Below are 25,183 nucleotides of genomic sequence, written 5' to 3'. Positions count from 1 at the left end.
CCCAAAGATAAGAAAAACCCCTACCCTTCAGAAGGAATTATCAAAGTTTAAACGTTCGCCGAAGATTCGTTTTTATTGGCCAACTGCCCACAGGCAGCATCTATGTCTTTTCCGCGGCTGCGGCGTACTTTTACCACAATGCCATCGCGTTCGAGCGCTTTTATATAGGCCTCTATCGTTTCCGGATCGGCCTGCTGGAATTCGCCGTCATCTATAGGGTTGTATTCTATAAGATTGACCTTACAGGGTACATAGCGGCAGAATTTCACCAGGGCATCAATGTCTTCTTTTCTGTCGTTGATGCCTTTCCAAACCACATATTCGTAGGTAACGCGGCTTTTGGTTTTGCTGTACCAATATTCAAGTGACTCCCGCAGGTCCTTAAGCGGGAAATTCTCGCTGAAAGGCATGATCCTGGACCGCACCTCATCAATTGCAGAATGCAGTGATACCGCCAGCTTGAAGCGCACCTCATCGTCCGCCAGCTTTTTTATCATTTTGGGCAAGCCCGAAGTAGAAACGGTAATACGCTTTGCCGACATCCCCAGCCCTTCGGGTGAGGTGATCTTCTCTATAGCTTTCAGTACATTATTATAGTTCATGAGCGGCTCGCCCATACCCATAAAGACGATGTTGGATAACGGTCTGTTGTGATACAGGCGGCTTTCACTGTCTATAGCAGCCACCTGATCGTAAATCTCGTCCGGGTTGAGGTTACGCATGCGTTTAAGCCTAGCCGTAGCGCAAAAGTTGCAGTCGAGGCTGCACCCTACCTGGCTCGACACACAAGCTGTGGTCCGGGTCTTGGTGGGTATCAGTACCGACTCTACCACCAGGCCATCGTGCAGGCGTACGGCATTTTTTACCGTGCCGTCGCTGCTTTGCTGCATCTCATCTACATGTATATGGTTGATGACAAAGTTATCTTCCAGCATCTGGCGTGTGGGCTTAGCTACATTGGTCATGTCGTCAAAGCTGTGCGCGCGCTTGCTCCACAGCCATTCGTATACCTGGTTGCCCCGGAATGCCTTATCCCCATTTGCCACAAAAAAATCGCGAAGCTGTTCTTTTGTAAGCGCCCTTATGTCTTTCTTTTCCGTTTGCATGGCGCAAAGGTAGTAACTATTTGCGAATATTGAATAGGGATTGAAATTGGAACGCCGATGATCCCGCATCTAAAGGAACAGGCTGCGGATCGGGCAGATTTTCACGGATTGGCGCAGATCTTAAAAAGAAAAGGCTATTCGAAAATCATTTCGAACAGCCTCTTTTTATGAAACCACCCCGCCCTTCAGGCACCCCTCCAATGGAGGGGAAGAGCTACACTCATGGAAGTAGCGGAATGTTAAATATTATTTTTTGGTAAGCTTATAGCTGGCCTGCCTGCCTGTAGCGTCGGCCATTTTGAGGATATACACCCCGTTAGCAGCCGACGAAATATCCAGCGTACCGGAGCCTGCGGCCAATTCGCCTGCCTTAACCTGCTGGCCAAGCACGTTGAACAGCTCATATTTCAGCGACGAATCAGAACCTGTAATATTGAAAACGCCATTAGAAGGGTTTGGATATACCTTAATTGCTGCCTTAAGCGAATTTTCGCCGGTGCCTGTTGTATCCTGAAGCCTGAAGCTTATTGATTCCGATTCGCCAAATGACCCGCCCTCGGCCACTATTGTACCGCCGGTCGTTGTAAGGGTATAATTTCCGGAACCATAGGCGCAACAGATACCATCGCCTTCTGTATCAAAAATCGTAAAGGTATAGCAGCCTTCTTCTGTAAGTTCAAAAGTTTCGTTGTACTGCTGGAACGAATCGTAATTGCCGCCGCCTTCGTACAGTACATCACCGGCCTCGTTCCTGAGCTCCCATGAAGTCTCTTCGGAATAGTAATCGGTAAACAGGCTGAGGTTAATATTAGTTATATCGAATACCCTTGCCATGAATGTGGTTGTTGCTGTGTTGTTGGAAGTGTCCTGGTCAGTTCCGCCATTTGGCAGCGTGAGGGTTACATTGAGTACATTTTCGCCCGATGCGCCGTTAAGCTGAGGCAATTCGATATCCGCTGCCTGGTTACTATTAAGGCTGCCTGTCCAGTTGTATACAGCAGGAGTACCATCATTTAGTGTATAATTTATTTGTGCCGACACTAATGGTTCTGTGCCTTTGTTAATGAGCCTTAGCACCGGTGAAATTGTAGTGCCACATTGCTGAAGGCCAATATCCTGAATAAGCATTTTGGCATTCAGTGCAAGTGTTTCCTGAGCAGGGTACGGATCTACCATAGTAGCGCCCGTATTGTTTGGGTCCAGCCATTCTTTTAGCCTTGTGGCAGCGGTACTACCAGCATCCCATGAAACCGCAAAGCGGCCAAAGGCATCGAATTGGCCGTTGTTCTGGGTGCCGTCGCAGGCGGCTTCGCCATAGAACAGCTGCCCTATTATGCGTCCTTCATTATTGAATAGCGGCGAACCGGATGATCCGCCTTCGGTTACGCCCATATCCCAGCTGCCGATTACCCAAAGGCTAACGCCGTCGCCATCGACCTGGGGCGAAGGAGCATCGAAATCACGGCATGTTTTCATAATATCGCCCGCCGGGTGGTGAATACCAAAGGTCGAGGCTGGTGTTGTGTCCGTGCGGTCCCATCCGTTCCAAACCAAATCCCATGATGACGGCAGGTTTGCAGTTATCTGCACAAGGCAGAAATCGCTCCCGCCCCGTTTTGCCTTTAGGGTAGCACCGCTGGCCGTTTGGTAGAAGTTTGGTGCATTGGTTGTACTTGGCTCGTTACCTGAACAAACGGGGTTCGGGCTTATCCAGTTAAAGCGGAAGGCCCATTGTGCCGGATTGGAGTAGCAGTGATTGGCAGTAAGAAGGTATGGTGTGCCATCATTGCTTGTGTTATTTACAAGGGAACCTGAGCAAAAACTGTTATTGTTTGTAATAAGCAGCGCTATACCCTTTTTGTTGACGTCTTTAAAGCCATCTATATCGCCCATGTAGCACTCAACATCATAGTTGCACGCACCGGAACCGTTGAGGTCGTCGTCCACTGCTTTCGTCATGCCATCTGAAGTACGGTAACCGTGGATAACCTTGAATATTTCAAGCTTTCCCTGCCCGGCTACGGCAAGCGGCTCATAGTATTCTATCCAGATGTCCTCGCCTTTTACCAGCCATGTTCCCAATACCCTTTCATCATTGTTCTGGGCTTCGTCATAGGCGCCAAGCAAATCGGTATGGTCATTATTATAAAGATATACTTTGCCACCTTTTGGCATGTAAAAATCACTAAAAAGAAAGTTGAGGGTCTTTGCCCCTTTCGACAAGTAGCGTATCCTCCATATCCTGTCGCCATTAGGCAGCGTATGCCATTTGCCACTGTTCTGCAGGTTGTGGTCTACCAAAAACTCGGTACCAAAACGCCATGGTATATCTTTCCTGTTCTCGTTGGCCTTGTCTTCGGCTTCGAGCGCTTTCAGGTCGAACTTCGGCATAGTGTGGGGCACTAGATTTTCAAGGCTATGGAGTTTCCAGCTTGCAGGCTTGCCTTCATTGGTCACCTGACTATAGCCAATGCCCACAAAAAGCATCAGCAAGAAAGTAAATTTAAGTTTCATTCGTTTAGGTTTAGGGGCGTAAAAATAATGTATTTTGTAATAATGCTTATTACTGTTTGCGAAAATTACATCTATTTAACGCTTTAACCCTGCCTATTCTTTTATAAGCCTGAAATTTATCAACCTGCCTGTTTTTTTTTCTTCAAGCTTTATAATGTAAACGCCATCAGGGGCGGCCGTGATATCCAGTACCGATCTTTGCCCGGCAACAGTACCCTTCATTGTTTCCTGACCCAAAACATTATAAACCACATAATCAAGCGCATTGCTGCCCGGCTGTTCGACAGTTACCAATCCCTGGGAGGGATTCGGATAGATATTGACATTCTGCAGGGCATTTTCAGCCAGTGAAAGCCCATTAAAAAGCCGGAAGCTCACAAAATCGTAAAAACCGAACCGGCTACCTTCCGCTATCAAAGCACCGTTTGCTGCGGTAAGCCTGTACACACCCGGGCCAAAGCTGCAGCACATCCCGTCGCCATGCTGATCGGACATGATGAAATTATAGCAGCCTTCTGCACTGAGATCGAAATCATACTCGTAATCGGAATCCCCTGAAAGGCCTGCGTCGCTATAAAGCAGCGCCCCGTTGGCATCCTGTAGCTCCCAACTGCTTTCGTTGCCGAAATAATCGGTATGCAGGTGCAGGTGCACATTACCGGTGCCAAAATGCAGTACATTAAAATTGCCGGATACGGTATTATTCGATGTATTTGGGTCGTTAACTCCATTTGCTGTTACAACTGAGATCTCTACTGAATTTTGGCCCGCGATACCGTTCAATGGGGGAAGTTGCAACGGAAAATTATCACCATGCATGAGGTTGCCCGTCCAACTGACAATTTGTGGCGGGCCTGAATTGACGCTATAGCTTAATTGAAGGTTCTGGAGCGGTTCGGTACCGGCGTTGATCACATTAACAGTCGCAAAACCGGTATCGGTGCAGAAAGCTGTGAGGAGTGATTCCAGGTTTAGCTCTACATCAACGGGATGATCAGGCCGGATGTAGTAGTCGGCTGTCATTGCGCCCGTAGCTGCAGGATCGAGCCAGTCTTTCAGCCTCGAATCGGGAGTGCCACCGCCTTCCCAGGATATGCCAAACCTTCCGTAAATATCGTGGAGGTTATTGGACGAAGTGCCGTTGCACCCCGAACTTCCGCCTTTCAATTGCCCGATCACACGACCATTGTTATCGAATAGCGGAGAGCCTGAAGAGCCTCCGGCATTTGCCCCCATCTCCCAATTCTCAACGGTCCAAAATAAGCCGATACTCGGCAGAGGCTGGTCGAGATCGCGGTTCACCTTCATGATATCGCCCGCGGGATGATGGATGCTAAAAGTAGATGCCGGGGTGGTATCGCTATGGTCCCATCCCAGCCATACGAGGTCCCACAGGGCAGGAAGCTGCGATGGTATCTCTACGAGGCAAAAATCTGAATAAAAATATTTAGCTACCAGGTTTGCGCCGCTCGAGGTCTGGTAAAAGCCAGGCGCATTGGAGGTGCTGTCGCCCACTTCACCGCAAACGGGGTTCGGGCTTATCCAGTTGAAGCGGAAAGCCCATAGCGCAGGATCGGAATAACAATGGTTTGCGGTCAGAAAATAAGGTTTGCCATCGTTATTGGTGTTATTTATAAGCGCGCCGGAGCAGAAATAGGAACCGCCAACCAAAATGAGCGCTACAGCCTTTTTATTAATATCCTTATAAGCCTGGATATCCGGCATGGGGCAATCGACATCGCGCATGCAATCGCCTGTAGTATTCAATCCCTGGTCATCACTCATAGCGTCGCTGGCAGCCCGGTAACCGTGCACCAGCTTAAATATTTCCAGCCGTCCCCGCCCGGCTACATCGGCGGGCTCGTAGTATTCCAGCCAGATATCCTCTCCTTTTACGAGCCATGTACCCAACACGCGCTGCTCATTATTCTGTTGTGCATCATACGCCCCAAGCAAATCGGTGCGCCCATTATTATAAAGATATAGCGTAGCGCCCTTTGGCATGTAAAAATCGCTGAAAAGAAAGTTCATCGTTTTTGCACCTGCAGACCGGTAGCGTATCCGCCAAATGCGTCCGCCATCCGGTAATGTATGCCACGTACCGCTATTACCAAGATTATGGTCTACAAGAAACTCATAGCCAAACCGCCATGGAATGTCCGCCCTGTCTTTATTGCGCTCATCTTCTGCACGTAAGGCTTCAAGATCGAATTGCGGCATTGTCACCGGCTCAAGATCTTCCATGTTTTCCGTTACCCAGCTGAGTGGCTTCCCGGAATTGGTAACCTGCGAAAAAACGGCAATACAAAAAAAGCAGGCAGCAATAGTAATTATCTTGTTCATAGGCTGTGGGTTTGTATTGATATTAACAAATAATACAGTGTTTACCCTACCTGTCATTTCGTATCTTAGCAAAAAATTACCCCATGCATTTTATATCCGAAGAACTGGAAGATTACGCAGCTTTCCACAGCGAAAACGAACCTGAACTACTTGCCGCTCTTAACAAGGAAACGCACCAGAAAATATTGCAGCCCCGCATGCTCAGCGGGCATTTCCAGGGAAGGGTGTTAAGCATGATTTCCAAGCTGGTATCTCCGCAGCACATCCTTGAGATCGGTACCTATACCGGATATGCTTCCCTATGCCTTGCTGAAGGCCTTAGGGAGAACGGCACACTGGACACCATCGACAATAATGAAGAGTTATATGACCTTCAGGGAAAATATTTCAGGATGTCGCCATGGAAGGATCAGATAACGCAGCATTTAGGCAATGCGCTGGAAATCATACCGACTTTACAAAAAAAATTCGCCCTTGTTTTTATTGATGCCGATAAAGAGAACTACATCAATTACTTTAAAATGATCGTGCCGATGATGAATAAAGGCGGCATCATTTTATCGGATAATGTATTGTGGAGCGGAAAAGTTTTGGAACCTGTAAAAGCCAATGATAAAAGCACCAATGTTTTACTAGAATACAACCGCCTGCTAAAAGAAGACCCCCGCGTAGAAACCGTATTACTACCCATTCGTGACGGGCTCACTGTTAGTCGGGTTATCTAATTTTTCGTGCTCGGGGAAGTACCGGTCGCGAAGGTAGACATACAGCCTGAGCACCAGCCATCCTGTGAACAATCCAAACAGGTAGCCCATCAGTATATCTCCGGGATAATGCAGCCCCAGATAGATGCGGCTGTAGGCGAATATGAGCGGCCAAAGGAAGAAAAAGCCCATGTATTTTATATAAGGGTGCAATACCCGGTATAAGAAGAAAGCTACCGCCATAGAATTTGACGCATGCCCGGATATAAAACTGAACGAATGCCTGCGCTGAATTGCCCTTATCAACCCTTCAAGTTCCGGATTATTGCCCGGGCGAAGGCGCTGCACACTGTTCTTTATAAGGTTTGTGGCCTGGTCGGTAAGTATCAGCAGTAAAGCTACCATACCTACTACCAAAAGGGCGTGGCGCCAGCCGAGCCTTTTGAACGCGAGATAAAGTATGATCGCAAAAATGGGAATCCAGCTTACCTGTTTTGTAATGACTTCCCAAAGAGGGTCGAAAGTCTCTGAACCCAGGGAATTAAGGTAAACGAATACATCCCTGTCGAGCTGCTGCAAATACTCAAGCATATTACTGGATGCGTTTTATAGGACCGGATGTATCTTCGATGCTTTCTTTCATTTTTTCGATCTCGCCCTTTATATCCCTTGATACATCTTCGGAGCCTATTTCGGTAAATGTCTTTTTAATGTCGTCTATACCGGCGCTATTGTGTATCTCGGCTTTAATGTCGTTGGTAGCATTTTTCAGCTGCTGCATCCCTTTTCCCAGCGTACGCGCGATTTCAGGTATCTTATCCGACCCGAACAACATCAGCACTACTACCAAGATCAGGAAAAATTCCCCTCCGCCAATTCCAAACATAACTATGAGTATTTATTAAACAAAGTTACGCAAAGTTGAGTGAAAGGGATTGCCCTGAATAACTTTTTTAACCTAAAGGCTTATTGTTTAACCATTTTTAAGGATTTACTGCCGCTTTGTCCCTTCACAAGCACCTGGTAAATGCCAGCAGGAAACTGGTTTACCGGGATGTCATTGCTTTTACCCTCGGCAATTATCCTTCCGGTAGTATCGATTATCTTTACTGATTCAATCGCTGCATCGCCTTCGATGTGCAGTACATCCTTAACGGGGTTCGGGGCAATTACAACCTTCTGGCGGTTATTGAAATCTTCAACGCCATTCGCCATCTGGTCATATACTTCAAGGGTGTTTTGTGTCTGGTCGATGCTTAGCGCAGCTACAACTATATGGCTGTTGATACTCCTGAATACTGGCCCCAGCATAAAGTCGCTGCTATAGTAGCTGTAGGTAGTCTGCGTAAGCGTACCTACAGGAACGCCCATATATACCAACGAAAGGTTTTGCAGAGTCTTAAGCCTTGTTACATTCTTAGGGCCGCTAAAGCCAACGTTTACAGTAAGGGTACCGTAGGCATCTACCGAAGTTGACGTTGTCCCCGTGAAGGTCCCGGAAAAGCCACTGCCCGTAAAGGTGCCTGCCACGGTATCTGAAGTACTGTCACCATAATTCATCGGGAAGTTACCTATCAGTGCCGGATTGGTATATTTAATGGTCATTTGTGAAGTGTCTGCCCCTGTGAGGGACGTTGCACTTCCTGATGTGCCAAGGTAATAATACGATGGGTTACCACCCTGCGTTGTAGTCTCAACGGCCATTGTTGTCCCGGGATAATTGGCAATATCATTGGCAGAAGCCGCGAGCACGGTAGTAGCAGTGGTCGTTACCTGGGTAAGATCATTGAAGTTCCATACCACATTAGCACCTGTCGCTGACTGGTTCGGCCCTGAAGCGGATGTTACCAGGTCATAGCTGGTAATATTGCTGTCTTCCGGTATAAGCGATGCGGTGTAAAAAGCCTGGATAGGTGTTTGTGCAAAAGCATTAAGAGACATTAAAAAAGCAATGAATAGTAATAGTTTTTTCATACGTTGGTTTTTTCCAAATATATAAATTATCTGAATGCCAATTACTTTCCTTTTTCCAATTCGTCAAATTTGCTCTTTACGGCTTCTTTTGGCCAAACGTTATTGGTCACATCAATGTCGGCGGTAAGCAGTTTCGGGTCGAGCGTGATCTTTTTAACCCGCTTGTCGGTAGCAAAAACACGCGATGCCGTCTGGTTGTTTTTCCTCCATATCTGTACCGGGAAGTTGTAGCTTTCTGTAGTGCCATCCTCAAATGCCAGCTCTACAAGTATCGGCATCAGCATATCGCCCGGCTTGTCGAACGTTACTTCATAAAAATATTTGGGCGCTTTAAGCTTTGCCCTGTCTTCCGCAGTGAATTTCTCTTTAAGGTAATCATTCAGCAGCTTTACGTCTTTGGCATCCATAGCCTTTTTTTCCTGCTTGCCAAGGGCGGCTTCCGCGACCATATAAACAAACGGACCCGACTCTTCACTGAAGCGGCCTTTCTTCACTTTATAATCCTTCAACGTGGCAGGCTGTGTTTCGGTAACATAATACTGCTTCACTTCCTTTATGCCCATATCTACATAATCGGTGGTGTAGAACCATCCCCTCCAGAACCAGTCAAGGTCTACCGCCGATGCATCTTCCATGGTACGGAAAAAGTCTTCAGGTGTCGGGTGCTTAAACTTCCAGCGGTTGGCATAGGTTTTAAAAGCATGGTCGAACAGCTCTTTGCCCATCACCACTTCGCGCAGCATATTCAATCCTGTGCACGGCTTGCCATAGGCATTGGAACCAAACTGGTGTATAGCTTCAGAGTTCGTCATTATCGGCTCCAAAAAGCTCTGGTCGCCGCTCATGTAAGGCACGATATTGGCTGCCGGGCCACGGTTCGACGGGTAGTTCGGCATGTATTCCTGCTCGGCAAGGTATTGCATAAAGGTGTTGAGCCCTTCGTCCATCCACGTCCACTGTCTTTCGTCAGAATTCACGATCATCGGGAAAAAGTTGTGCCCTACTTCGTGTATGATCACGCTGATGTTGCCGTACTTTATCCTTTCCGACACAAAGCCTTTCTCATCGGGGCGGCCATAGTTCCAGCAGATCATCGGGTACTCCATCCCCTGGTCTTCGGCAGATACCGAAATCGCTTTGGGATACGGATAGTCGAATGTATATTTCGAATAGGTTTTTAGCGTATGCGCCACTACCCTTGTTGAGGTTTCGCCCCACATGGGGTTGGATTCCTTCGGATAAAGCGAGTGTGCCATAACGGTCTTGCCGCCAAGCTGTACGGCCATACCGTCATAAATAAATTTACGTGACGACGAGAAACCGAAATCCCTTACATTCTTTGCATTGAACTTCCATGTTTTCTTTTTATCTGAAAAGCCTTTTTCAGCTCTCTCTGCTTCTTCTTGGGTTACGATAACCACCGGCTTGTCAAACGATTTTGTAGCCTGCTCATAGCGCTTCAACTGATCAGCGGTAAGCACTTCGGCACGGTTCATCAGGTCGCCGGTACCGTCAATTATATGGTCGGCAGGAACAGTGATGTTCACCTCGAAATTACCGAAGGTAAGGGCAAATTCGCCCGCGCCCCAAAACTGCATGTTCTGCCAGCCTTCCACATCGTTGTACACCGCCATACGCGGGTAGAATTGCGCGATCACATACAGGTTGTTATTGTCTTTATCAAAATGCTCATAGCCAGAGCGCCCACCTATAAGTCGGTAATTGTTGATGTTGTACCACCATTTTATATTGAAGGAAATCGTTTCGCCTTTCTTCAACGGTGCAGGCAGGTCAATACGCATCATTGTCTGGTTGATGGTGTATTTCATGGGCTTGCCATTGGCATCCTGCACATATTCTATACGGAAACCGCCATCGAAGGCATCTTCCATATAACGGCGCGAAAAAGCATCTGCCTTGTAGGCCGGGTCCATTTTCTGGCTTTCGGTAAGCTTTGACTTTGAATCTTTTTCGTTTATGTTTTGGTCGAGCTGTACCCAAAGGTAGTCCAGGCTTTCCGGTGAATTATTGTGGTAGGTAATGGTTTCCTTGCCGTATAGCTTTGTATTTTTATCGTCTAGCTCGATGTCCATCTTATAATCCGCCTGCTGCTGGTAGTAGGCAGGGCCCGGTGCGCCCGATGCCGTACGGAACATATTTGGCGTGGCCAGCAGGTCGTACATCTGGCTCATTTTATTGTTATCGGTGTGGCCGCCTTCGCGCTTTTGCGCCGGTTTTTCCTGTGCAGACAAGGTAACTGTTGCGGCAATGGATAATAAGCAGATTGTTTTTTTCATAAATGATAATTTAAAACTCCAGCAGGCCTGAAGGTGCGTCATTAGTCAGCAACAGGCTTTTTTTGTTACTGTTTATTTTAGTATTTATTATATTTTGCTGTTCGGGATACATATCCAGAAGCGTGGTATTGCTTACCTCAACCGATTTTATTTTCAGATCGGCAGGGATGGTAAAATAGCAAATCAGGATATCGTTCTCAATTTCTTTCGCAAGGTATTTTATAGCTTTCGATTTGCCATCCACCTTTATATGTATGTTTTCGGCAAAATATTTACGGAGGTATTCCTCTGTTTCGAAAAGCTCGCGCTTTTCGCCCATATAAAATTTCTTATTGTATTTTTTTATGAAGGCGGCTTCAAGGTCGTCGATAAATATGCGCGATGTCATTTGCAGCTCTTTCTTTTTCGGGGAATATTCAATGAGGAATACCGCGACATAATATTTATGTGCGGCAGCTGCGCTCAGTGTAACGGCTAGTAAAACCAGTAAAAGGTATTTTGGAAGTCCTTTCATTTTCCAAAAGTAAGAAACTTAAGGATTTTATTGCGGCTTTTTAAGATATTCGGCATGGAATATCGATGAAAGCCGTGAATTATATAAATTTTTTTTCGCGATTCACGAATTATTTCACGCGAAGGCCCAAGTATTGCAGGCAATACTCTTAGGAAACTATGCCTCCAGACAAAACTTTAAACCTGTAAAAAGCAGCTAAAACTTCAATCCCTTCTTGCATCCGGGTTTCGCTTAAGGAACTCTTCACTTTGAGTTTTGAGGAATTCAATTAGTTCAAGTTCCCGCTTTCCTTGCAGCAGGGCCAAGTCGGCTTTGTCATCGCAAAAAACAAGGAATGCCCCGATGAGGCTTACGCGTATTTTCAGTGTATCAGTAAAGAATTCTTCAGGATACGACTCCCTGACAATCTCTGAAAAGCGACGCTGCGATTTTATGTCCGGCACATATTCCATAGCGCGTTTTGGCTTCTTAGGTTTTTTAAACAGCATGCTGATACCCGCGATCCAGTTAGCGCCGCCGATGCTTGTTTGCGTAAGCACATCCTTATTTATCTCTGCCGCATCAAACAATGAGGTTATCTGCATGGTCTTTATCTTTTTACTGTCGGCCGCGAGGTTGCCCGTAAGGCCTGTTATTACAACCTCTTTGAGAAGGGTTGCGGCAGGCTCCAGCCTTATGACCAATGCTTCTTCCCCAAAATCCGAAGGCTTGAGTACAACTATTAACGACTTGAAAATTACACTTTCAAAAGACAGTACATCGTCTGGTTTAGCATCTATAGTAAAATTTCCATTGCCATCGGCTACCGTACTGGTGTTTGTAGTAGTGTTTCTTACGGTAACATTCTCAACCTTTATCTCATCGGCTATAATAACGCCCCGAAGCTGTTTCTCCTGTGCTTCAACAGCAAAGGGAAACAAAATGACCAGTATTGCGGCAAGCCTATTCAGCATTTATAAGTTTAAGGTATTTTTGGGCCAGCCCGGCCAGGAGGAATTTAGCCTGGTCATTGTTATTTGCCTTAATTGCGGCAGCAAAGTCTTTATCTTCTACAGCATAAAAAACAAATCCGTCCACATATTCCTGTGGAATATGCAGTTCATTCCTAATAGCTTGCTCATCATAAATGTTGTTGATCTTTTCCATCAGCATTTCCTTCCTTTCGGTAGCTAATGCGCCTTTAAGCATTTTGGTACGGCCGCTGATGGCGTTGATAATAGGATCTATTGGCATACCGCCCGCAATAATACCGAGAAGCATGATCGGCCTGAATTCTCCTGCCGTTTTGAGCCTTCGCTCGGCTACGGTATATTGCTTCTGCCCTTTCGGGACAATGCCTAATTTTTCGGAATTTATATTTTTGTATTTATCGATCTCGACTTCCTTAAGCTCGTAAGCTTTGTAGTTGACGCTCACGATATAGGGCGATTCCTTAAAAGTATTAGCATTGACAGCAAATTCCCTTATCTCGGTCTTATCGCTGTAAACCGCAAGGGCATCGCCTGTTTTTGCCATAATGCTGAAGCTGCCCTGGCTGTCGGTTTTGGTTTCCTCACCGGTTTTATTATTGATGACAAAAATACCGCTGACCACCGCATCGCCGATAGTGACTTTACCTTTCAGCAACTGCCGGTCCTGTGCGAATGCAATGGCCGTAAAAAGGAAAAACAGGTATAGCAGCCTATTTGCCATTCTTTGTCATTTCAACATACTTCAGCACAAGGTCGGGCATAAGGGATTCTACAACGTCGGTTTTATTGTCGTTAATGGCCGTTGCCATTTTTTTGTCTTCAATGCAATAGTAAATAAAACCGTCCACATTATCTTTTGGGATACCAAACTCAACAATAAGTGTCTCATCGCTGTAGATCGTTCTGAATTTCGCGATCAGCCTTTCCCTGCGCTCCATCTCGACAGCCCGCTTGAGCGCTTTTCTCTTACCTGTAAAAAGATTGATGATGCCATCGCCATTGATAGCTGCCCCCTGGACCGTGGCATCGTTGAATTTCGGGCCTATCCTTGCACCCGCTACAGCTTTGCGTTCCGCCGGGGTATTGGCAGCGAGGCGCCCTTTTTGCCCAAGTGCATAGGGGTCATCTTTGTTGGTTTCATCAATAACTACCTCATTCAGCTCGGTCGCCTTATATTCCACGCTCACCACATAGGGCATATTCCTGAAACTATCGTCGGTGATCACAAATTCCCTTGTCTCGGTCTTGTCGCTGTACACTGCCACCTTATCGCCTGCTTTGGCTGCTATGATAAAATTTCCCTGGCTGTCGGTTTTGGTTTCATCACCTGTCTTGTTGTTGATAACAAATACTCCGGCCAGGTTCACTCCACCCGACTTTACGGTTCCGCGCAATGATTTTCGCCCCTGTGGGAAAGCGACGGTACAAACAAGGAGCAACAGGTAGATCAGCTTACTTTTCATTGTTAATGAGCTTTAGGTATTTTATGGACAGCCCGGTCATTAAAAAACGGGCCATGGTATAGTTCTTAGTATTTACGGCATTCGCGAACTCCTTATCTTCCACGAGGTAATACACAAAGCCGCTGACATATTCTTCCGGTATCTTGTATTCGGTCATAATTTCTTCCTCCGTGCTCACATTCCCGATCTTCTCCATCAGCATTTCCTTTTTCTCAGTCTCCACGGCACGCTTCAGCATTTGGGTGCGGCCACTCAAGGCATTCAGCAAAATATCTATCCCAAAGCCACTGGTTGCAGTATACAGCTTCTTCTCAGCAGGGGTGTATTGTTTCTGGCCTTTGGGTACAATGCCCAGTGACACAGAGTTTATGCTTTTGTCTACCACCACCTCCTCCAGCTCATACGCCTGCATGTTCACGCTAATGACATAAGGGTTCTCCTTAAAAGACTGCTCACTGATCGCAAAATCCCTTACCACCGTTTTCGGGCTATAGGCTGTTATCATATCGCCCGGTTTGGCTTCTATAGTAAAATTACCCATAGCATCCGACTTTTTTTCGATGCCGGTAGCCTTGTTGATTATAAAGACATCGCCTATGCCGGCATCGTCAACCATTATACGCCCGTTGAGCGCTTTACGTTCCTGCGACAACACAAGCATCGGCACACAAAACAATAGTATAAACAGGCTATTTCTCATCGATCAGCTTAAGGTATTTAACCGCCAGGCCCGCCAGCAGGAATTTTGCCATGTTATCGTCCTTTGCATTTATCGCTTTTGCAAAATATTTATTCTCCACACAATAAAAGACAAAGCCCCTTACATATTCTTCCGGTATCTTAAACTGCCTGACGATATCCTCTTCGCTATAAATATAGCCTATTTTTTCCATCAGCAGCTCTTTCTTTTCGGCTTCCGCAGCTTTTTGAAGCGTGGCCGTGCGCCCCGAGAACATATTGATGAGCGGATCAAGGCCCAATGGGTTCATCCTCCATTTTGATGCCGTGGCCAGCTTTTTTTCGGCAGGCGTGTATTGTTTCTGCCCTTTAGGCACCAGCCCGAGCGATTCGGCATTGATGTGCCTGTAATCTACAATGACCAATTCATCAAGATTGTGCGTATGTATAGCTAAAGGTACGAAAAGGAGGGTTTCGCCGAAGTCTTTTTCAGAAATTATAACATCTTTTGCCTCAAATTGAATTGCAGAAAACAAGAGGGTATCTTTCGGCTGTGCATTTATGGTAAAATAGCCGCCCCGGGTAGTAGCCGCAGATAGCCCGGCGGTTTTGTTAATGACATAAATGCCCTCAAGTCCGTCTGTTTCGGCAATGACTTTACCCTTGAGGGGTTTGCGATCCTGGGCATTGGCCGCAAGCGAAAACAGCAGCAGGAAAACGTAAAACAGGAAGTTTTTCAAAATAATAGTAATAGGTGATTGATGATAAGCCGGTTACGCTTAAGGTAAAGCTGTTACAATTACACCTCCTGCCACATTAAAATCTTTGTAACTTTACCTCTTCTAAGACTATTTAACGGATGAAAAAACTAATTATTGCAAGCACCTCTACACTTCACGGCGGAAATTACCTTGAATACCTGGCCCCGGCGCTAAAGGAACATTTCAAAGGTTGTAGCTCGCTGCTGTTTATTCCATACGCCCGTCCTGGCGGAATAAGCCATGATGATTATACTAAAAGGGTTGCCGGTTTTTTTGATGGCCTGGGGATAAGCGTAAAAGGCGTACATGAATTTGAAGACCCTGCGGAGGCTGTAGCCGATGCCGAAGCGCTGTTTACCGGCGGCGGGAACACGTTCCTGCTGGTATCACAATTGTATAAAACCGGCGTGATGGCCGCTATAGAAAATGCCGTGAAAGCTGGCACGCCTTACCTTGGCAGCAGTGCGGGGAGCAACATCTGTGGGCTGACCATGCAGACGACAAACGATATGCCGATAATTTACCCGCCAAGCTTTAAGACACTGGGATTGGTGCCGTTCAACCTGAATCCGCATTACATGGACCCGCAGCCGGGATCGACCCATATGGGTGAAACACGGGAGACGCGGATAAAGGAATTTCACGTGTTCAACACCCAGCCGGTACTTGGGCTTCGTGAAGGGAGCTGGCTGGATGTAAAAGGAAATACTGTGCTGCTGAAGGGCGACTTGTCTGCCCGATTGTTCAGGCAGGGGAAGGAACCTGAGGAACTGGAGGCAGGAAGTGATCTGTCGTGGTTGAGGTAAGTCCTCTCCCCGGCCCTCCCCAAAGGAATAATAATCCTGATTGTAACTCTAAAAAATGGCAAAAAAATTAGATAAAATATTGGTGGTCGATATTGAGGCTACCTGCTGGGACGGGCCGAACCCTCCCGGGATGGAAAATGATATAATAGAAATAGGTGTCTGCCTGCTGGATGTGCACACCGGCGAGATAAGCGATAACCGTGGCATTATCGTAACACCGGAGCGATCTGATGTCAGTGCGTTCTGTACAGAGCTGACTACCATCACACCCGAAATGGTGAACGAACAAGGAATACCTTTTAAAGAAGCCTGCACAATCCTGAAAAATGAGTACCTGTCGCAGAGCCGCGCCTGGGCCAGCTTTGGCGCGTATGACCAAAAGCAGTTCCAGAGGCAATGCAGCGCATTGAACATCGGCTATCCCTTCGGGCCTTCGCATATTAATGTAAAAACTTTATTCGCACTAAAGCACAAGCTTGGACACGAACAGGGAATGGCGGGGGCTATGGCACTGCTTGAAATCCCACTGGAAGGCACACACCACCGCGGGGTTGATGACGCAAAGAATATTGCGAAGATATTGAGGAGGATATTGGAGTGATGTGAATTCGATAAGATATCGTTGTCACTTCGAGCAGTCTATAATCAAATTTATGAAAATACCACATCTCGACTGCGCTCAATATGACATTTTTTCCTTCAGATATATTAAAAAAAAGCCCAAACATTGCTATTTGGGCTTTTTGCAGAGCGGAAGACGAGGCTCGAACTCGCGACAACCAGCTTGGAAGGCTGGAGCTCTACCAACTGAGCTACTTCCGCTTTTGTGGGTGCAAATATAAGTAATATCTTTTCTTAGATGCAAGCTTTTTTTAAAAAATTTTAGTCCACGACTGCATCTCCGATTAAATTTATACCATAGCCATTGGCTAAAGCATTGCCAATGAGAAATATCACTGCACAACGAATTTTCATTTAATTCCGACAACTTTTCATCTGCCAAAGCTTCTGCTTCTCTCCTGCTTTACCTTTGAACCATTGCCGGGAAAATGGCTAACTGTTTCAAATCTAACACCGGCTAATACATTTGTTAACAAATTATCGCACCATAAATCATTTTAGTACAGCAATTTATTGCTACCTTTAATAGTGAAAATAAAAGCAAAATGCCCAAAGCTGTCATTATTTTACTGTCACTTCTGTTTCTCTTCCCTTCCTGTAAAAAGGCTGGTGAAGCGAACAAAAAGCCTGTAAATACAGCTTACTTAAAAGACACACCACTTCCTGTTGCCAGCGGCCTGCCTGAAGATTGCACAGCTTCGGTAAAGGAATTTTATGGCGCTAATGGCTCTAAAACCGCCTGGACCAATAGCGCTTGCCGCAAAGCGCTGTTGGCTACTATTAAAGATGCCGAATCTGACGGGCTGGACCCAAAAGACTACAACCAGGATTCGCTGGAAAAATTTGAAGCGCTTACGTCCATTACCAAAGAAGAATGTGTTCAGTATGACATATTGCTGACGGAATCATTCACAAAGCTGGCGACGCATTTGTTTAAAGGAAAGCTGAAACCGCGCGGCATGTACCGCGATTGGGCCCTGGCACCAAAAACACTGAATACGAATAAGCTTCTTGCCGAAGGATTGGAAAGCCATGATGTTGGCGAAGTACTTGGCCGTTGCCGGCCCAAACACCCTATTTATGCAGGGCTGAGAAAAAGCCTGAAGTATCTTGACGGGCTGCCGGACGATTCGGCTATCGACAAAATTGAATTTAAGAAGCCTTTAAAGCTGAATGACTCCGGTGCTGTGGTTGCCGCAATAAAGCAGCGGCTTGACTACTGGGGCGACCTGCCTGACGAAAAGGCCAAAGACAGCCTGTATGACCACGCAACAGCCAAAGCCGTGAAGAAATTCCAGCAAAGGCACGGGATATATGCCACCGGAATTGTTGACAGCCGTACAGCGGAAGCACTCAATTTTACGCGAGACGAAAGAAAAACGCAGATAGTCGTCAACCTCGAACGTTGGCGGTGGTTCCCGTATGATTTTGGTAAGCAAGCCATTATAGTAAACATACCGGATTACCGGCTTACAATAGTCGAGAACAATAAAGACACGTTAGATACTTATAAAGTTATCGTCGGCAAGCCGGACAGGAGGTCGCCCGTGCTGTATTCATCCATCAACCAGCTGGTGATCAACCCTACATGGACAATCCCGCCAACCTATCTGACAAAAGACCTTGCACCCGCTGCAATAAAGGATACAGCCCATTTTTCGCACCTCAATATAAAGATCTTCAGGGGTAAAAAGGAAGTCCGTGTAGCTGAATGGGATTCCCTGAAACCGGATCATTATGTGTATGTGCAAAGCCCGGGCAGCTATAATTCGCTTGGGAGGATAAAATTCAATTTCAGGAACGGCTACTATGTGTACCTGCATGACACCAACCACAGGGAATATTTCAAAAAGAACTACCGGGCACTAAGTTCGGGCTGTGTGCGCGTGGAAGACCCTTTCAGGCTTGCCGAATATGTTCTGCACGACGACAAAGACCTGAACAGGGAAAAGCTGGACGAAATGGTGGCCCAAGGCGACACGCAATATGTAGGCCTAAAAAAAACCACCCCTATCCACCAGCTGTACTGGACCGCCTGGATGGATAGGGATGGATTGCAGTTTCGCAATGATATTTATAACCTTGACAAAGCGCTGTATGATAAATTACGAAAGTAACTTAGATGCCGAGGTGTAATTTTGTGAAGGGTGATAGATAAACAGGCACGACTTACCCTGTATCAGCTCGATGATCTCTTTGTTAAGCTCGGTTGGAAGTGCCGGGCACCCCAGGCTCCTGCCGATCCTTTGATGCTGGCGGGCAAAACTTTCGCTCACATAATCTGCGGCATGCATTACTACCGACCTGCTGCGTGCATTGCTGTTGATGCCCTGCTCTAGGCCATCTAGGCGAAGCGATTCGCCGTGCTTGCCTATGTAAAGCTCACCAGTGGCATAAAAACCAAGGCTGCTGCAGTTAGAGTTGGCGCCGTTAGAGAATACGGTAGCAAATTCATCACCACTGTTCCTGCCGTGGGCCACAAGGGTATTATAAAGGACTGTCTGTGTAGCCATATCGATGATCCAAAGCCTTTTGGTGTTGGATGATTTGGTAAAATCGATAACCGTAAGGAGGTCTTTTTTAATCTTACCCTCAAGCTTAAGGTGATTAAAACCGTTCAATGCTTTTGAGAAACACTCAAAGCCCGGCATTGTAACGGAATGCGATTTGATGTTGTTGTACAACGATTCTGCTGCCGATGCTGAATTTACTTCTGTAGAAGCAAGCAGGCGGGAAGAATTTTCGTTTTTTGGTGTTGTTGCTGTAATAGAAAAGAACAAAAAGAAAACGGACGTAAAAAAGTTGTAAACCATTGTAATTTTAGTAGTTGTGTTTTTAACAGGTCGCTAAAATAAGTTAAAGAAATCTAAACAAAAAATAGCAACTGTGTTAAAATCAATTATTTAACATTTTCATTTGACAGGCGCTCCCTGCGCTGTGCCTTCACTTTCATTAATAACCCTACACTATAACGGGTCCCGGTCGATGTTATTGCCTGACTATTAAATATTTTATAATTTTTTGTCAAAACAACATACAAACCTGAACCCATCTGTTGAAACATGGCCAAATATGTAGTAAATTTATACCCACGTTTACAGGATACTATTATTCCAAAACCGTGCCAAAAACATCTAATTCGCTGAAAATGAACAAAAAAGTTATTTTAATGATACTCGACGGCTGGGGTAAAGCGCCAGACCCTAAGGTATCAGCCATCGACAATGCCAACGTTCCCTTTATCAAAAGCCTTTACCAAAATTATCCTAATGCATCCCTGCGCACCGACGGCCTGAACGTAGGCCTTCCCGAAGGGCAGATGGGCAACAGCGAGGTGGGCCACATGAACCTCGGTGCCGGCCGCATCGTGTACCAGGACCTTGTAAAGATCAACCTTGCGGTGCAAAACAAAACCCTCGCACAGGAAAAACCGCTCATAGAAGCCTTCAATTACGCAAAACAAAACAATAAGAAAGTGCACCTGCTTGGCCTTGTGTCCAACGGCGGCGTGCATTCGCATATCGACCACCTGAAAGGGCTGGTGGATGCCACACAGGAGGCCGGTGTTGAGAATGTATTTATACATGCTTTTACGGACGGAAGGGATGTCGACCCGAAATCGGGCGTATTCTTTATATCTGACCTCGAGAACCACCTTAAAAATACGAAAGCAAAACTGGCTTCGATCATAGGGCGCTATTATGCTATGGACCGCGACAAGCGCTGGGAGCGTGTGAAACTGGCCTATGACCTCCTGGTAAATGGTATTGGGGAGCCGTCAGCCAATGCGGTAGACAGTATTCATGAAAGCTATAATGAGGGGATTACTGACGAGTTCATCAAGCCTATCGTTATGACGGATGACAAAGGCAATCCGTTAGCTAAAATTGAGCCGGATGATGTGGTTATCTTCTTTAACTTCCGTACCGACCGCGGCAGGCAGCTTACCGAAGCGCTTTCGCAAATGGATATCCATGAGCAGAATATGCACAAGCTGAAATTGTATTATGTAACAATGACCAACTATGATGATACCTTTAAGGACATCCATGTAGTGTACGATAAAGACAATCTTACCGAGACCCTTGGCGAAATAGTATCACGTAACGGCAAAAAACAGATACGCATTGCAGAGACAGAGAAATACCCGCATGTTACCTTCTTCTTCTCCGGCGGCCGCGAAGAGCCTTTTGAGGGAGAAAAGCGTTTGCTGTGCCCATCGCCTAAAGTAGCCACCTATGACCTGAAGCCGGAAATGAGCGCTTTCGACCTTAAAGATGCCTTAGTACCAGAGCTTAAAAAAGGCGAGGTGGATTTTGTATGCCTTAATTTTGCCAATGGCGATATGGTGGGCCATACCGGTGTGATGGAAGCAGCTATTAAAGCCTGTGAGGCGGTAGATACCTGCGCAAAGGAAGTAATAGAAACCGCACTCGAAAACGGATACACCACTATCGTTATCGCCGACCACGGTAACTGCGAAACGATGATAAACCCCGACGGCAGCCCGAACACCGCACATACCACTAATCCGGTGCCGATCATTATTGTGGACAAAGACATCAAGCATGTAAAAGACGGCATCCTTGGCGACATCGCCCCTACTATCCTTGACCTTATGGGGCTGGAGCAGCCGGCAGTAATGACAAGGCATTCGTTGGTATCGTGAGGCGCTTAGGGACTGAGATTCTTAGTTTCTGAAATTGGATCATATCAATATGGCCCGGCAGTTTAAAACCTGCCGGGCCTTTTGATTAGGAGGAACTTATACTTATATAAATAATCCGCAGAATATTGTACTTTTGTCGGCTGAAAAGAATACACTATGATTATTCAAAAAACAAGGGAAGAAATTGAATTGATGCGCCAAAGCGCCCTCATCGTTTCTAAAACACTGGGCATGATCGCCACAGAAATAAAACCGGGGATAACAACGCTCCAACTTGACAGGCTTGCCGAAGAATTTATTCGCGATAATGGTGCCATACCAGGATTCAAAGGTCTTTACGGATGCCCGTCTACCTTATTAACGAGCGTTAATGAACAGGTAGTGCACGGCCTTCCGACTGACCGGCCGATACAGGATGGCGACATCGTATCGGTAGACTGCGGCGCTATAATGAATGAGTTTTATGGTGACCACGCCTACACATTCGAGATTGGTGAAGTTGCAGAAGAGACAAAAAAACTCCTGCGTATAACGAAAGAATCCCTGTATGTAGGCATCCGCGAATTCAGGACAGGAAACCGTGTGGAAGATGTAGGCAATGCGATACAGAAATATACCGAAGCTGAAGGTTATGGCGTAGTGCGTGAATTGGTAGGGCATGGCCTTGGCAGGAAAATGCACGAAGAGCCGGAAATGCCGAACTACGGAAAGCGTGGACGTGGAAAGCTTTTTATTGAAGGCATGGTCGTGGCACTGGAGCCAATGATAAATATGGGCACCAAAAATGTAAGGACTCTAAAAGACGGATGGACGATCGTAACACGTGATGGCAAGCCAAGCGCGCACTTTGAGCATAATGTGGCGATAGTTGATGGAAAACCGGAATTGCTTTCTACGTTTGCTTACATTTATAAGGCATTGGGAATAGAAAGCGATGAAGAGAAGGAGTTCAGGAAACAACCGCTTGTCCTGTCGTAATGAAGAAACTTTTTAAATTCATACTCAACACGATCCCCCGCCCGCTGCTGATACGCCTTAGCTACGTCATCAGGCCGGTGCTAGCGTTTGCACTTAAAGGAAATACATATACGGACCCTATTGACGGGAAAAGTTTTAAAAACTTTTTGCCATACGGTTACGGGCATCAACGGAATAATGTATTATCGCCAAGTACGCTATCGCTGGAAAGGCACAGGCTGCTTTGGCTGTACCTGAAAAATGAAACTGATTTCTTCATAGCGCCGAAAAAGGTATTGCACTTTGCACCAGAGCAGGCATTTTATAAACGCTTCCGTAACCAGAAGAACCTTGATTATACTACTACCGACCTTTACTCGCCATTAGCAGATGTGAAAGCGGATATTTGCAACCTTCCTTTTGAAGACAACAGTTACGACCTGATCTTATGCAACCACGTACTCGAACATATCCCGGATGACACCAAAGCCATGCAGGAACTGTATCGTGTGATGAAGCCCGGTGGGATGGGTATTTTCCAGATACCGCAGGACCTGAATAGGGAAACTACTTTTGAGGACAATTCGATAACCGATGCGAAAGAACGCGCCAGGATATTTGGGCAATATGACCACGTCCGAGTTTATGGCCGCGATTATTTTGATAAATTACGCAGCATAGGCTTCAGGGTTATCGAAGAAGATTATACAAAAAAACTATCTCCTGAAGAAGTAGAACGCTATTGCCTTGCAAACGGAGAGATAATCCCGGTTTGCTACAAAGATTGATACAGGCTGCGTAAATGCAAAAAAGCCCACGCATATTGCGCAGGCCTTTCCAATTTAAAATCCAAAAATTAATTTTATTTCTCCGGCATCAGGATCGCTGTGATCTTATCGCCGCTAAGGTATTTTTTGGCTACAGCCTGAATGTCTTTTGTGGTAAGCGCACTTACTTTTTCTTCATATTTAAAAATATCTTCGGCATTCTCGCCATCGGTATACGCATCTGTCAGTACTGCTAACCACATGCGGTTCTCCTTGATGTCTTTTTATAGTCCATCAATTCGCCTTCCTTATACTTATTCAGGTCTTTTTCTTCGGTGATAACCAGCCTGAGGTCGACCTTGTTTTCGGGTTTGGCATTTTTGCGGATGTAATAGGTAAGTCCATTCTTCAGCTTTCCCGTCTTTACGGCAGGGTCAAGCGGAATTACGGCATTGGCCTGCAGGTCCTGTGCAAATCCCGAAAGGGGCACGGCAGCAAGGAACACCCATAATTTAAAATTCTTCATAGGTTTGTAATTTATAAATTGGTATGGCTAAAACTACAAAAAGGCCGATTTATTGCTTCGTTTTTTAACACAAATCCCGATATAGCGACTTTTTTACCCGATAAAAGCAGCCCCCTAAGTGTGTTATAATATATTTATTATCTTTACGTTCACCAATAAAAGACAATTTCACAATGACAAATGCCCTTACACGGCTCTTTACAGCAACGGTAGCACTCCTTAGTTTTACAGCATTTGGGCAGGTTCAGCAGGAGGTCGCGCCGCCATACAATATCAAGACCGTATCTTTTACAGAGAATACCCAAAATGTGTATCCGTACTTCAGGCTTGGTGAAAGCATACAACTGGTGTTTGATGACCTTTTTGGAAATGAGGCCAACTACTATTATTCCATACAGCACTGCAATTACGACTGGACACCTTCTTCCCAGCTCACTGTAAATGACTACCTGAACGGCTTCGATTCGCAACGCATACAGACGTACGAGAACTCTTTCAACACCCTGCAGATCTATTCGCGCTATACCCTTACTTTTCCAAATAAATTTACCAGCATAAAGCTAAGCGGCAACTATATAATAAAAATCCTGAACGAAGACCGCGATGTGGTTTTCTCGAGGAGGGTCATTGTTTATGAAGACCGCGTATCGGTGCCTGTACAGGTAAAAAGAGCCCGTGGCATGGCCGAACGGGACGGGAAGCAAAACCTTGATTTTGCCATTAAGACTGATGCCTTCGTGTTTCAGAGCCCGCTGCAAAACGTAAAAGTGGCCCTGTTCCAGAATGGCCGTTTTGATAATGCCATTTACAATGTAAAGCCACAATATACCATTGGCAACGACCTTATTTATAAGTACGACAGGGAAACCCAGTTCTGGGCAGGTAACGAATACCTTTACTTCGAGAATAAAGACATTCGCAATGCCGTGAACAACGTACTGCGCATCAGTGCCGGGGAGGTGTATAATACTATATTGTATGTAAGCAACGCCAGAGCCAGCAAGCCTTATACGTATTTCCCGGATGTCAATGGCAACTTCGTGACCAAGAACATTAACCTGAGCGCAACAAACCCTTTCCTTGAATCGGATTACACATGGGTTTTCTTTTCGCTGAGCGCCCCTGAGTTCTTTGAGAAAAAGGACATTTATGTGAATGGCATGTTTAATAATTATGCCAAAACCGATGAATACAAAATGGAATATAATGAAAAAACCTCGCTGTACGAAAAGGCAATCATGATGAAGCAGGGCTTTAATAATTTCATGTATGTAGTAGCCGACAAAAATGGCAAAGTGGATGGGGAAAACGCTATCGACGGTAATTTTTACCAGACAGAGAACGATTACAACATTTTTGTATACTACAGGCAGAACAATGAGCGTTATGACAGGGTTATAGGGCGCGGAACGGCAAATTCTTCGGATATTATCAATTAGCAGCCAAAGATTTAAAAATTAGATAAGCTTAATTTAAACCGTGATTTTAACGACCCTGACAATAATTTTTTGT

Annotated in this window: 24 protein-coding genes and 1 tRNA gene; 8 read left to right on the top strand and 17 right to left on the bottom strand. The window is 45.9% G+C overall.

Annotation, left to right across the window (positions count from 1 at the left end; all coding sequences use genetic code 11):
- Positions 1-47: 47 nt before the first annotated feature.
- The 3 genes from rlmN to HYN59_RS07070 form a co-directional block, all read right to left on the bottom strand.
- Positions 48-1,106: a dual-specificity RNA methyltransferase RlmN gene (rlmN, locus tag HYN59_RS07080; protein WP_108777607.1), complete on the bottom strand. Its 1,059-nt coding sequence runs from the start codon at positions 1,104-1,106 to the stop codon at positions 48-50.
- Between the two features lie 246 nt (positions 1,107-1,352).
- Positions 1,353-3,620 carry a T9SS type A sorting domain-containing protein gene (locus HYN59_RS07075; protein WP_108777606.1) on the bottom strand — a complete coding sequence of 756 codons (2,268 nt, stop codon included), beginning with the start codon at positions 3,618-3,620 and terminating at the stop codon, positions 1,353-1,355.
- Positions 3,621-3,713: 93 nt separating this feature from the next.
- Positions 3,714-5,963 (bottom strand): T9SS type A sorting domain-containing protein, encoded by a 2,250-nt coding sequence (locus tag HYN59_RS07070; RefSeq protein ID WP_181369527.1) that lies wholly within the window; start codon positions 5,961-5,963, stop codon positions 3,714-3,716.
- An 83-nt stretch (positions 5,964-6,046) separates the two neighbouring features.
- On the opposite strand from HYN59_RS07070, the gene HYN59_RS07065 reads away from it, so the two are divergent.
- Complete coding sequence (locus tag HYN59_RS07065; protein WP_108777604.1) at positions 6,047-6,688, top strand: O-methyltransferase; 642 nt, start codon at positions 6,047-6,049, stop codon at positions 6,686-6,688.
- Here the strand turns inward: HYN59_RS07065 and HYN59_RS07060 are convergent.
- The 10 genes from HYN59_RS07060 to HYN59_RS07015 form a co-directional block, all read right to left on the bottom strand.
- Positions 6,647-7,258, bottom strand: a complete 612-nt coding sequence (locus tag HYN59_RS07060) for a phosphatase PAP2 family protein (RefSeq protein ID WP_108777603.1) — start codon at positions 7,256-7,258, stop codon at positions 6,647-6,649. The genes HYN59_RS07065 and HYN59_RS07060 overlap by 42 nt on opposite strands.
- 1 nt (position 7,259) lies before the next feature.
- Entirely contained in the window at positions 7,260-7,553 is a 294-nt protein-coding gene (locus HYN59_RS07055) for a Sec-independent protein translocase subunit TatA/TatB (RefSeq protein WP_108777602.1), read from the bottom strand.
- An 80-nt stretch (positions 7,554-7,633) separates the two neighbouring features.
- Positions 7,634-8,641 carry a T9SS type A sorting domain-containing protein gene (locus HYN59_RS07050; RefSeq protein ID WP_108777601.1) on the bottom strand — a complete coding sequence of 336 codons (1,008 nt, stop codon included), beginning with the start codon at positions 8,639-8,641 and terminating at the stop codon, positions 7,634-7,636.
- 41 nt (positions 8,642-8,682) lie between these two features.
- Positions 8,683-10,938 (bottom strand): M1 family metallopeptidase, encoded by a 2,256-nt coding sequence (locus tag HYN59_RS07045; RefSeq protein WP_108777600.1) that lies wholly within the window; start codon positions 10,936-10,938, stop codon positions 8,683-8,685.
- Positions 10,939-10,948: 10 nt separating this feature from the next.
- Positions 10,949-11,452 (bottom strand): DUF6702 family protein, encoded by a 504-nt coding sequence (locus HYN59_RS07040; protein WP_108777599.1) that lies wholly within the window; start codon positions 11,450-11,452, stop codon positions 10,949-10,951.
- A gap of 203 nt (positions 11,453-11,655) precedes the next feature.
- Positions 11,656-12,405 (bottom strand): peptidase associated/transthyretin-like domain-containing protein, encoded by a 750-nt coding sequence (locus tag HYN59_RS07035; protein ID WP_108777598.1) that lies wholly within the window; start codon positions 12,403-12,405, stop codon positions 11,656-11,658.
- Complete coding sequence (locus HYN59_RS07030) at positions 12,395-13,144, bottom strand: hypothetical protein (protein WP_108777597.1); 750 nt, start codon at positions 13,142-13,144, stop codon at positions 12,395-12,397. Before HYN59_RS07030 ends, HYN59_RS07035 begins: the two co-directional genes overlap by 11 nt.
- Positions 13,134-13,886, bottom strand: coding sequence for a hypothetical protein (locus tag HYN59_RS07025; RefSeq protein ID WP_108777596.1), 753 nt, complete (start codon positions 13,884-13,886; stop codon positions 13,134-13,136). Before HYN59_RS07025 ends, HYN59_RS07030 begins: the two co-directional genes overlap by 11 nt.
- Positions 13,876-14,586: a hypothetical protein gene (locus HYN59_RS07020; RefSeq protein WP_245895679.1), complete on the bottom strand. Its 711-nt coding sequence runs from the start codon at positions 14,584-14,586 to the stop codon at positions 13,876-13,878. Before HYN59_RS07020 ends, HYN59_RS07025 begins: the two co-directional genes overlap by 11 nt.
- On the bottom strand, positions 14,576-15,304 hold the full coding sequence (locus tag HYN59_RS07015; protein WP_108777594.1) for a hypothetical protein: 729 nt from the start codon (positions 15,302-15,304) through the stop codon (positions 14,576-14,578). Before HYN59_RS07015 ends, HYN59_RS07020 begins: the two co-directional genes overlap by 11 nt.
- A 119-nt stretch (positions 15,305-15,423) precedes the next feature.
- On the opposite strand from HYN59_RS07015, the gene pepE reads away from it, so the two are divergent.
- Positions 15,424-16,131, top strand: a complete 708-nt coding sequence (pepE, locus tag HYN59_RS07010) for a dipeptidase PepE (RefSeq protein ID WP_108777593.1) — start codon at positions 15,424-15,426, stop codon at positions 16,129-16,131.
- A 55-nt stretch (positions 16,132-16,186) separates the two neighbouring features.
- Positions 16,187-16,732, top strand: a complete 546-nt coding sequence (locus tag HYN59_RS07005; protein WP_108777592.1) for a 3'-5' exonuclease — start codon at positions 16,187-16,189, stop codon at positions 16,730-16,732.
- A gap of 148 nt (positions 16,733-16,880) precedes the next feature.
- On the opposite strand, the gene HYN59_RS07000 is transcribed toward HYN59_RS07005, so the two are convergent.
- A tRNA-Gly gene (locus HYN59_RS07000) sits at positions 16,881-16,953 on the bottom strand.
- 344 nt (positions 16,954-17,297) lie between these two features.
- Between HYN59_RS07000 and HYN59_RS06995 the strand changes: the two genes are divergently transcribed.
- The gene (locus tag HYN59_RS06995) at positions 17,298-18,869 is read left to right on the top strand and encodes a L,D-transpeptidase family protein (RefSeq protein ID WP_108777591.1); all 1,572 of its coding nucleotides are present in this window, start codon (positions 17,298-17,300) and stop codon (positions 18,867-18,869) included.
- Here HYN59_RS06995 and HYN59_RS06990 read toward each other — a convergent pair.
- Positions 18,858-19,565 carry a murein L,D-transpeptidase catalytic domain family protein gene (locus tag HYN59_RS06990; protein ID WP_108777590.1) on the bottom strand — a complete coding sequence of 236 codons (708 nt, stop codon included), beginning with the start codon at positions 19,563-19,565 and terminating at the stop codon, positions 18,858-18,860. The genes HYN59_RS06995 and HYN59_RS06990 overlap by 12 nt on opposite strands.
- Positions 19,566-19,900: 335 nt before the next feature.
- Between HYN59_RS06990 and gpmI the strand changes: the two genes are divergently transcribed.
- From gpmI to HYN59_RS06975, 3 genes are all read left to right on the top strand, one after another.
- Positions 19,901-21,421, top strand: coding sequence for a 2,3-bisphosphoglycerate-independent phosphoglycerate mutase (gene gpmI / locus HYN59_RS06985; protein WP_108779663.1), 1,521 nt, complete (start codon positions 19,901-19,903; stop codon positions 21,419-21,421).
- Between the two features lie 156 nt (positions 21,422-21,577).
- The gene (gene map / locus HYN59_RS06980) at positions 21,578-22,399 is read left to right on the top strand and encodes a type I methionyl aminopeptidase (protein WP_108777589.1); all 822 of its coding nucleotides are present in this window, start codon (positions 21,578-21,580) and stop codon (positions 22,397-22,399) included.
- Entirely contained in the window at positions 22,399-23,166 is a 768-nt protein-coding gene (locus tag HYN59_RS06975; protein WP_108777588.1) for a class I SAM-dependent methyltransferase, read from the top strand. Before map ends, HYN59_RS06975 begins: the two co-directional genes overlap by 1 nt.
- 74 nt (positions 23,167-23,240) lie before the next feature.
- On the opposite strand, the gene HYN59_RS18030 is transcribed toward HYN59_RS06975, so the two are convergent.
- Both HYN59_RS18030 and HYN59_RS06970 read right to left on the bottom strand, forming a co-directional pair.
- The gene (locus tag HYN59_RS18030; protein ID WP_181369526.1) at positions 23,241-23,408 is read right to left on the bottom strand and encodes a hypothetical protein; all 168 of its coding nucleotides are present in this window, start codon (positions 23,406-23,408) and stop codon (positions 23,241-23,243) included.
- Positions 23,399-23,671 carry a hypothetical protein gene (locus tag HYN59_RS06970; RefSeq protein WP_108777587.1) on the bottom strand — a complete coding sequence of 91 codons (273 nt, stop codon included), beginning with the start codon at positions 23,669-23,671 and terminating at the stop codon, positions 23,399-23,401. Before HYN59_RS06970 ends, HYN59_RS18030 begins: the two co-directional genes overlap by 10 nt.
- A 173-nt stretch (positions 23,672-23,844) precedes the next feature.
- Here HYN59_RS06970 and HYN59_RS06965 point away from each other — a divergent pair, with 173 nt between their 5' ends.
- Positions 23,845-25,110, top strand: a complete 1,266-nt coding sequence (locus HYN59_RS06965) for a type IX secretion system plug protein (RefSeq protein WP_108777586.1) — start codon at positions 23,845-23,847, stop codon at positions 25,108-25,110.
- Positions 25,111-25,183 lie beyond the last annotated feature (73 nt).

Source organism: Flavobacterium album, assembly GCF_003096035.1.
In the GTDB taxonomy this organism is placed as follows: Bacteria; Bacteroidota; Bacteroidia; order Flavobacteriales; family Flavobacteriaceae; genus Flavobacterium; species Flavobacterium album.
The sequence above is the reverse complement of the archived record's forward strand: the minus strand, read 5'-3'. Positions and strand labels throughout refer to the sequence as shown.

What these genes read in the sequence shown, in the direction of transcription:
- HYN59_RS06995 (WP_108777591.1), top strand. Translation starts at nt 17,298, where the DNA reads ATGCCCAAAGCTGTCATTATTTTACTGTCACTTCTGTTTCTCTTCCCT.
- HYN59_RS07070 (WP_181369527.1), bottom strand. Translation starts at nt 5,963, where the DNA reads ATGAACAAGATAATTACTATTGCTGCCTGCTTTTTTTGTATTGCCGTT.
- HYN59_RS07065 (WP_108777604.1), top strand. Translation starts at nt 6,047, where the DNA reads ATGCATTTTATATCCGAAGAACTGGAAGATTACGCAGCTTTCCACAGC.
- HYN59_RS07040 (WP_108777599.1), bottom strand. Translation starts at nt 11,452, where the DNA reads ATGAAAGGACTTCCAAAATACCTTTTACTGGTTTTACTAGCCGTTACA.
- HYN59_RS07055 (WP_108777602.1), bottom strand. Translation starts at nt 7,553, where the DNA reads ATGTTTGGAATTGGCGGAGGGGAATTTTTCCTGATCTTGGTAGTAGTG.
- HYN59_RS07075 (WP_108777606.1), bottom strand. Translation starts at nt 3,620, where the DNA reads ATGAAACTTAAATTTACTTTCTTGCTGATGCTTTTTGTGGGCATTGGC.
- pepE (WP_108777593.1), top strand. Translation starts at nt 15,424, where the DNA reads ATGAAAAAACTAATTATTGCAAGCACCTCTACACTTCACGGCGGAAAT.
- HYN59_RS07060 (WP_108777603.1), bottom strand. Translation starts at nt 7,258, where the DNA reads ATGCTTGAGTATTTGCAGCAGCTCGACAGGGATGTATTCGTTTACCTT.
- HYN59_RS18030 (WP_181369526.1), bottom strand. Translation starts at nt 23,408, where the DNA reads ATGTGGTTAGCAGTACTGACAGATGCGTATACCGATGGCGAGAATGCC.
- HYN59_RS06990 (WP_108777590.1), bottom strand. Translation starts at nt 19,565, where the DNA reads ATGGTTTACAACTTTTTTACGTCCGTTTTCTTTTTGTTCTTTTCTATT.
- map (WP_108777589.1), top strand. Translation starts at nt 21,578, where the DNA reads ATGATTATTCAAAAAACAAGGGAAGAAATTGAATTGATGCGCCAAAGC.
- HYN59_RS07050 (WP_108777601.1), bottom strand. Translation starts at nt 8,641, where the DNA reads ATGAAAAAACTATTACTATTCATTGCTTTTTTAATGTCTCTTAATGCT.
- HYN59_RS07025 (WP_108777596.1), bottom strand. Translation starts at nt 13,886, where the DNA reads ATGAAAAGTAAGCTGATCTACCTGTTGCTCCTTGTTTGTACCGTCGCT.
- gpmI (WP_108779663.1), top strand. Translation starts at nt 19,901, where the DNA reads ATGAACAAAAAAGTTATTTTAATGATACTCGACGGCTGGGGTAAAGCG.
- rlmN (WP_108777607.1), bottom strand. Translation starts at nt 1,106, where the DNA reads ATGCAAACGGAAAAGAAAGACATAAGGGCGCTTACAAAAGAACAGCTT.
- HYN59_RS07020 (WP_245895679.1), bottom strand. Translation starts at nt 14,586, where the DNA reads ATGAGAAATAGCCTGTTTATACTATTGTTTTGTGTGCCGATGCTTGTG.
- HYN59_RS07030 (WP_108777597.1), bottom strand. Translation starts at nt 13,144, where the DNA reads ATGGCAAATAGGCTGCTATACCTGTTTTTCCTTTTTACGGCCATTGCA.
- HYN59_RS06975 (WP_108777588.1), top strand. Translation starts at nt 22,399, where the DNA reads ATGAAGAAACTTTTTAAATTCATACTCAACACGATCCCCCGCCCGCTG.
- HYN59_RS06965 (WP_108777586.1), top strand. Translation starts at nt 23,845, where the DNA reads ATGACAAATGCCCTTACACGGCTCTTTACAGCAACGGTAGCACTCCTT.
- HYN59_RS07045 (WP_108777600.1), bottom strand. Translation starts at nt 10,938, where the DNA reads ATGAAAAAAACAATCTGCTTATTATCCATTGCCGCAACAGTTACCTTG.
- HYN59_RS07035 (WP_108777598.1), bottom strand. Translation starts at nt 12,405, where the DNA reads ATGCTGAATAGGCTTGCCGCAATACTGGTCATTTTGTTTCCCTTTGCT.
- HYN59_RS06970 (WP_108777587.1), bottom strand. Translation starts at nt 23,671, where the DNA reads ATGAAGAATTTTAAATTATGGGTGTTCCTTGCTGCCGTGCCCCTTTCG.
- HYN59_RS07005 (WP_108777592.1), top strand. Translation starts at nt 16,187, where the DNA reads ATGGCAAAAAAATTAGATAAAATATTGGTGGTCGATATTGAGGCTACC.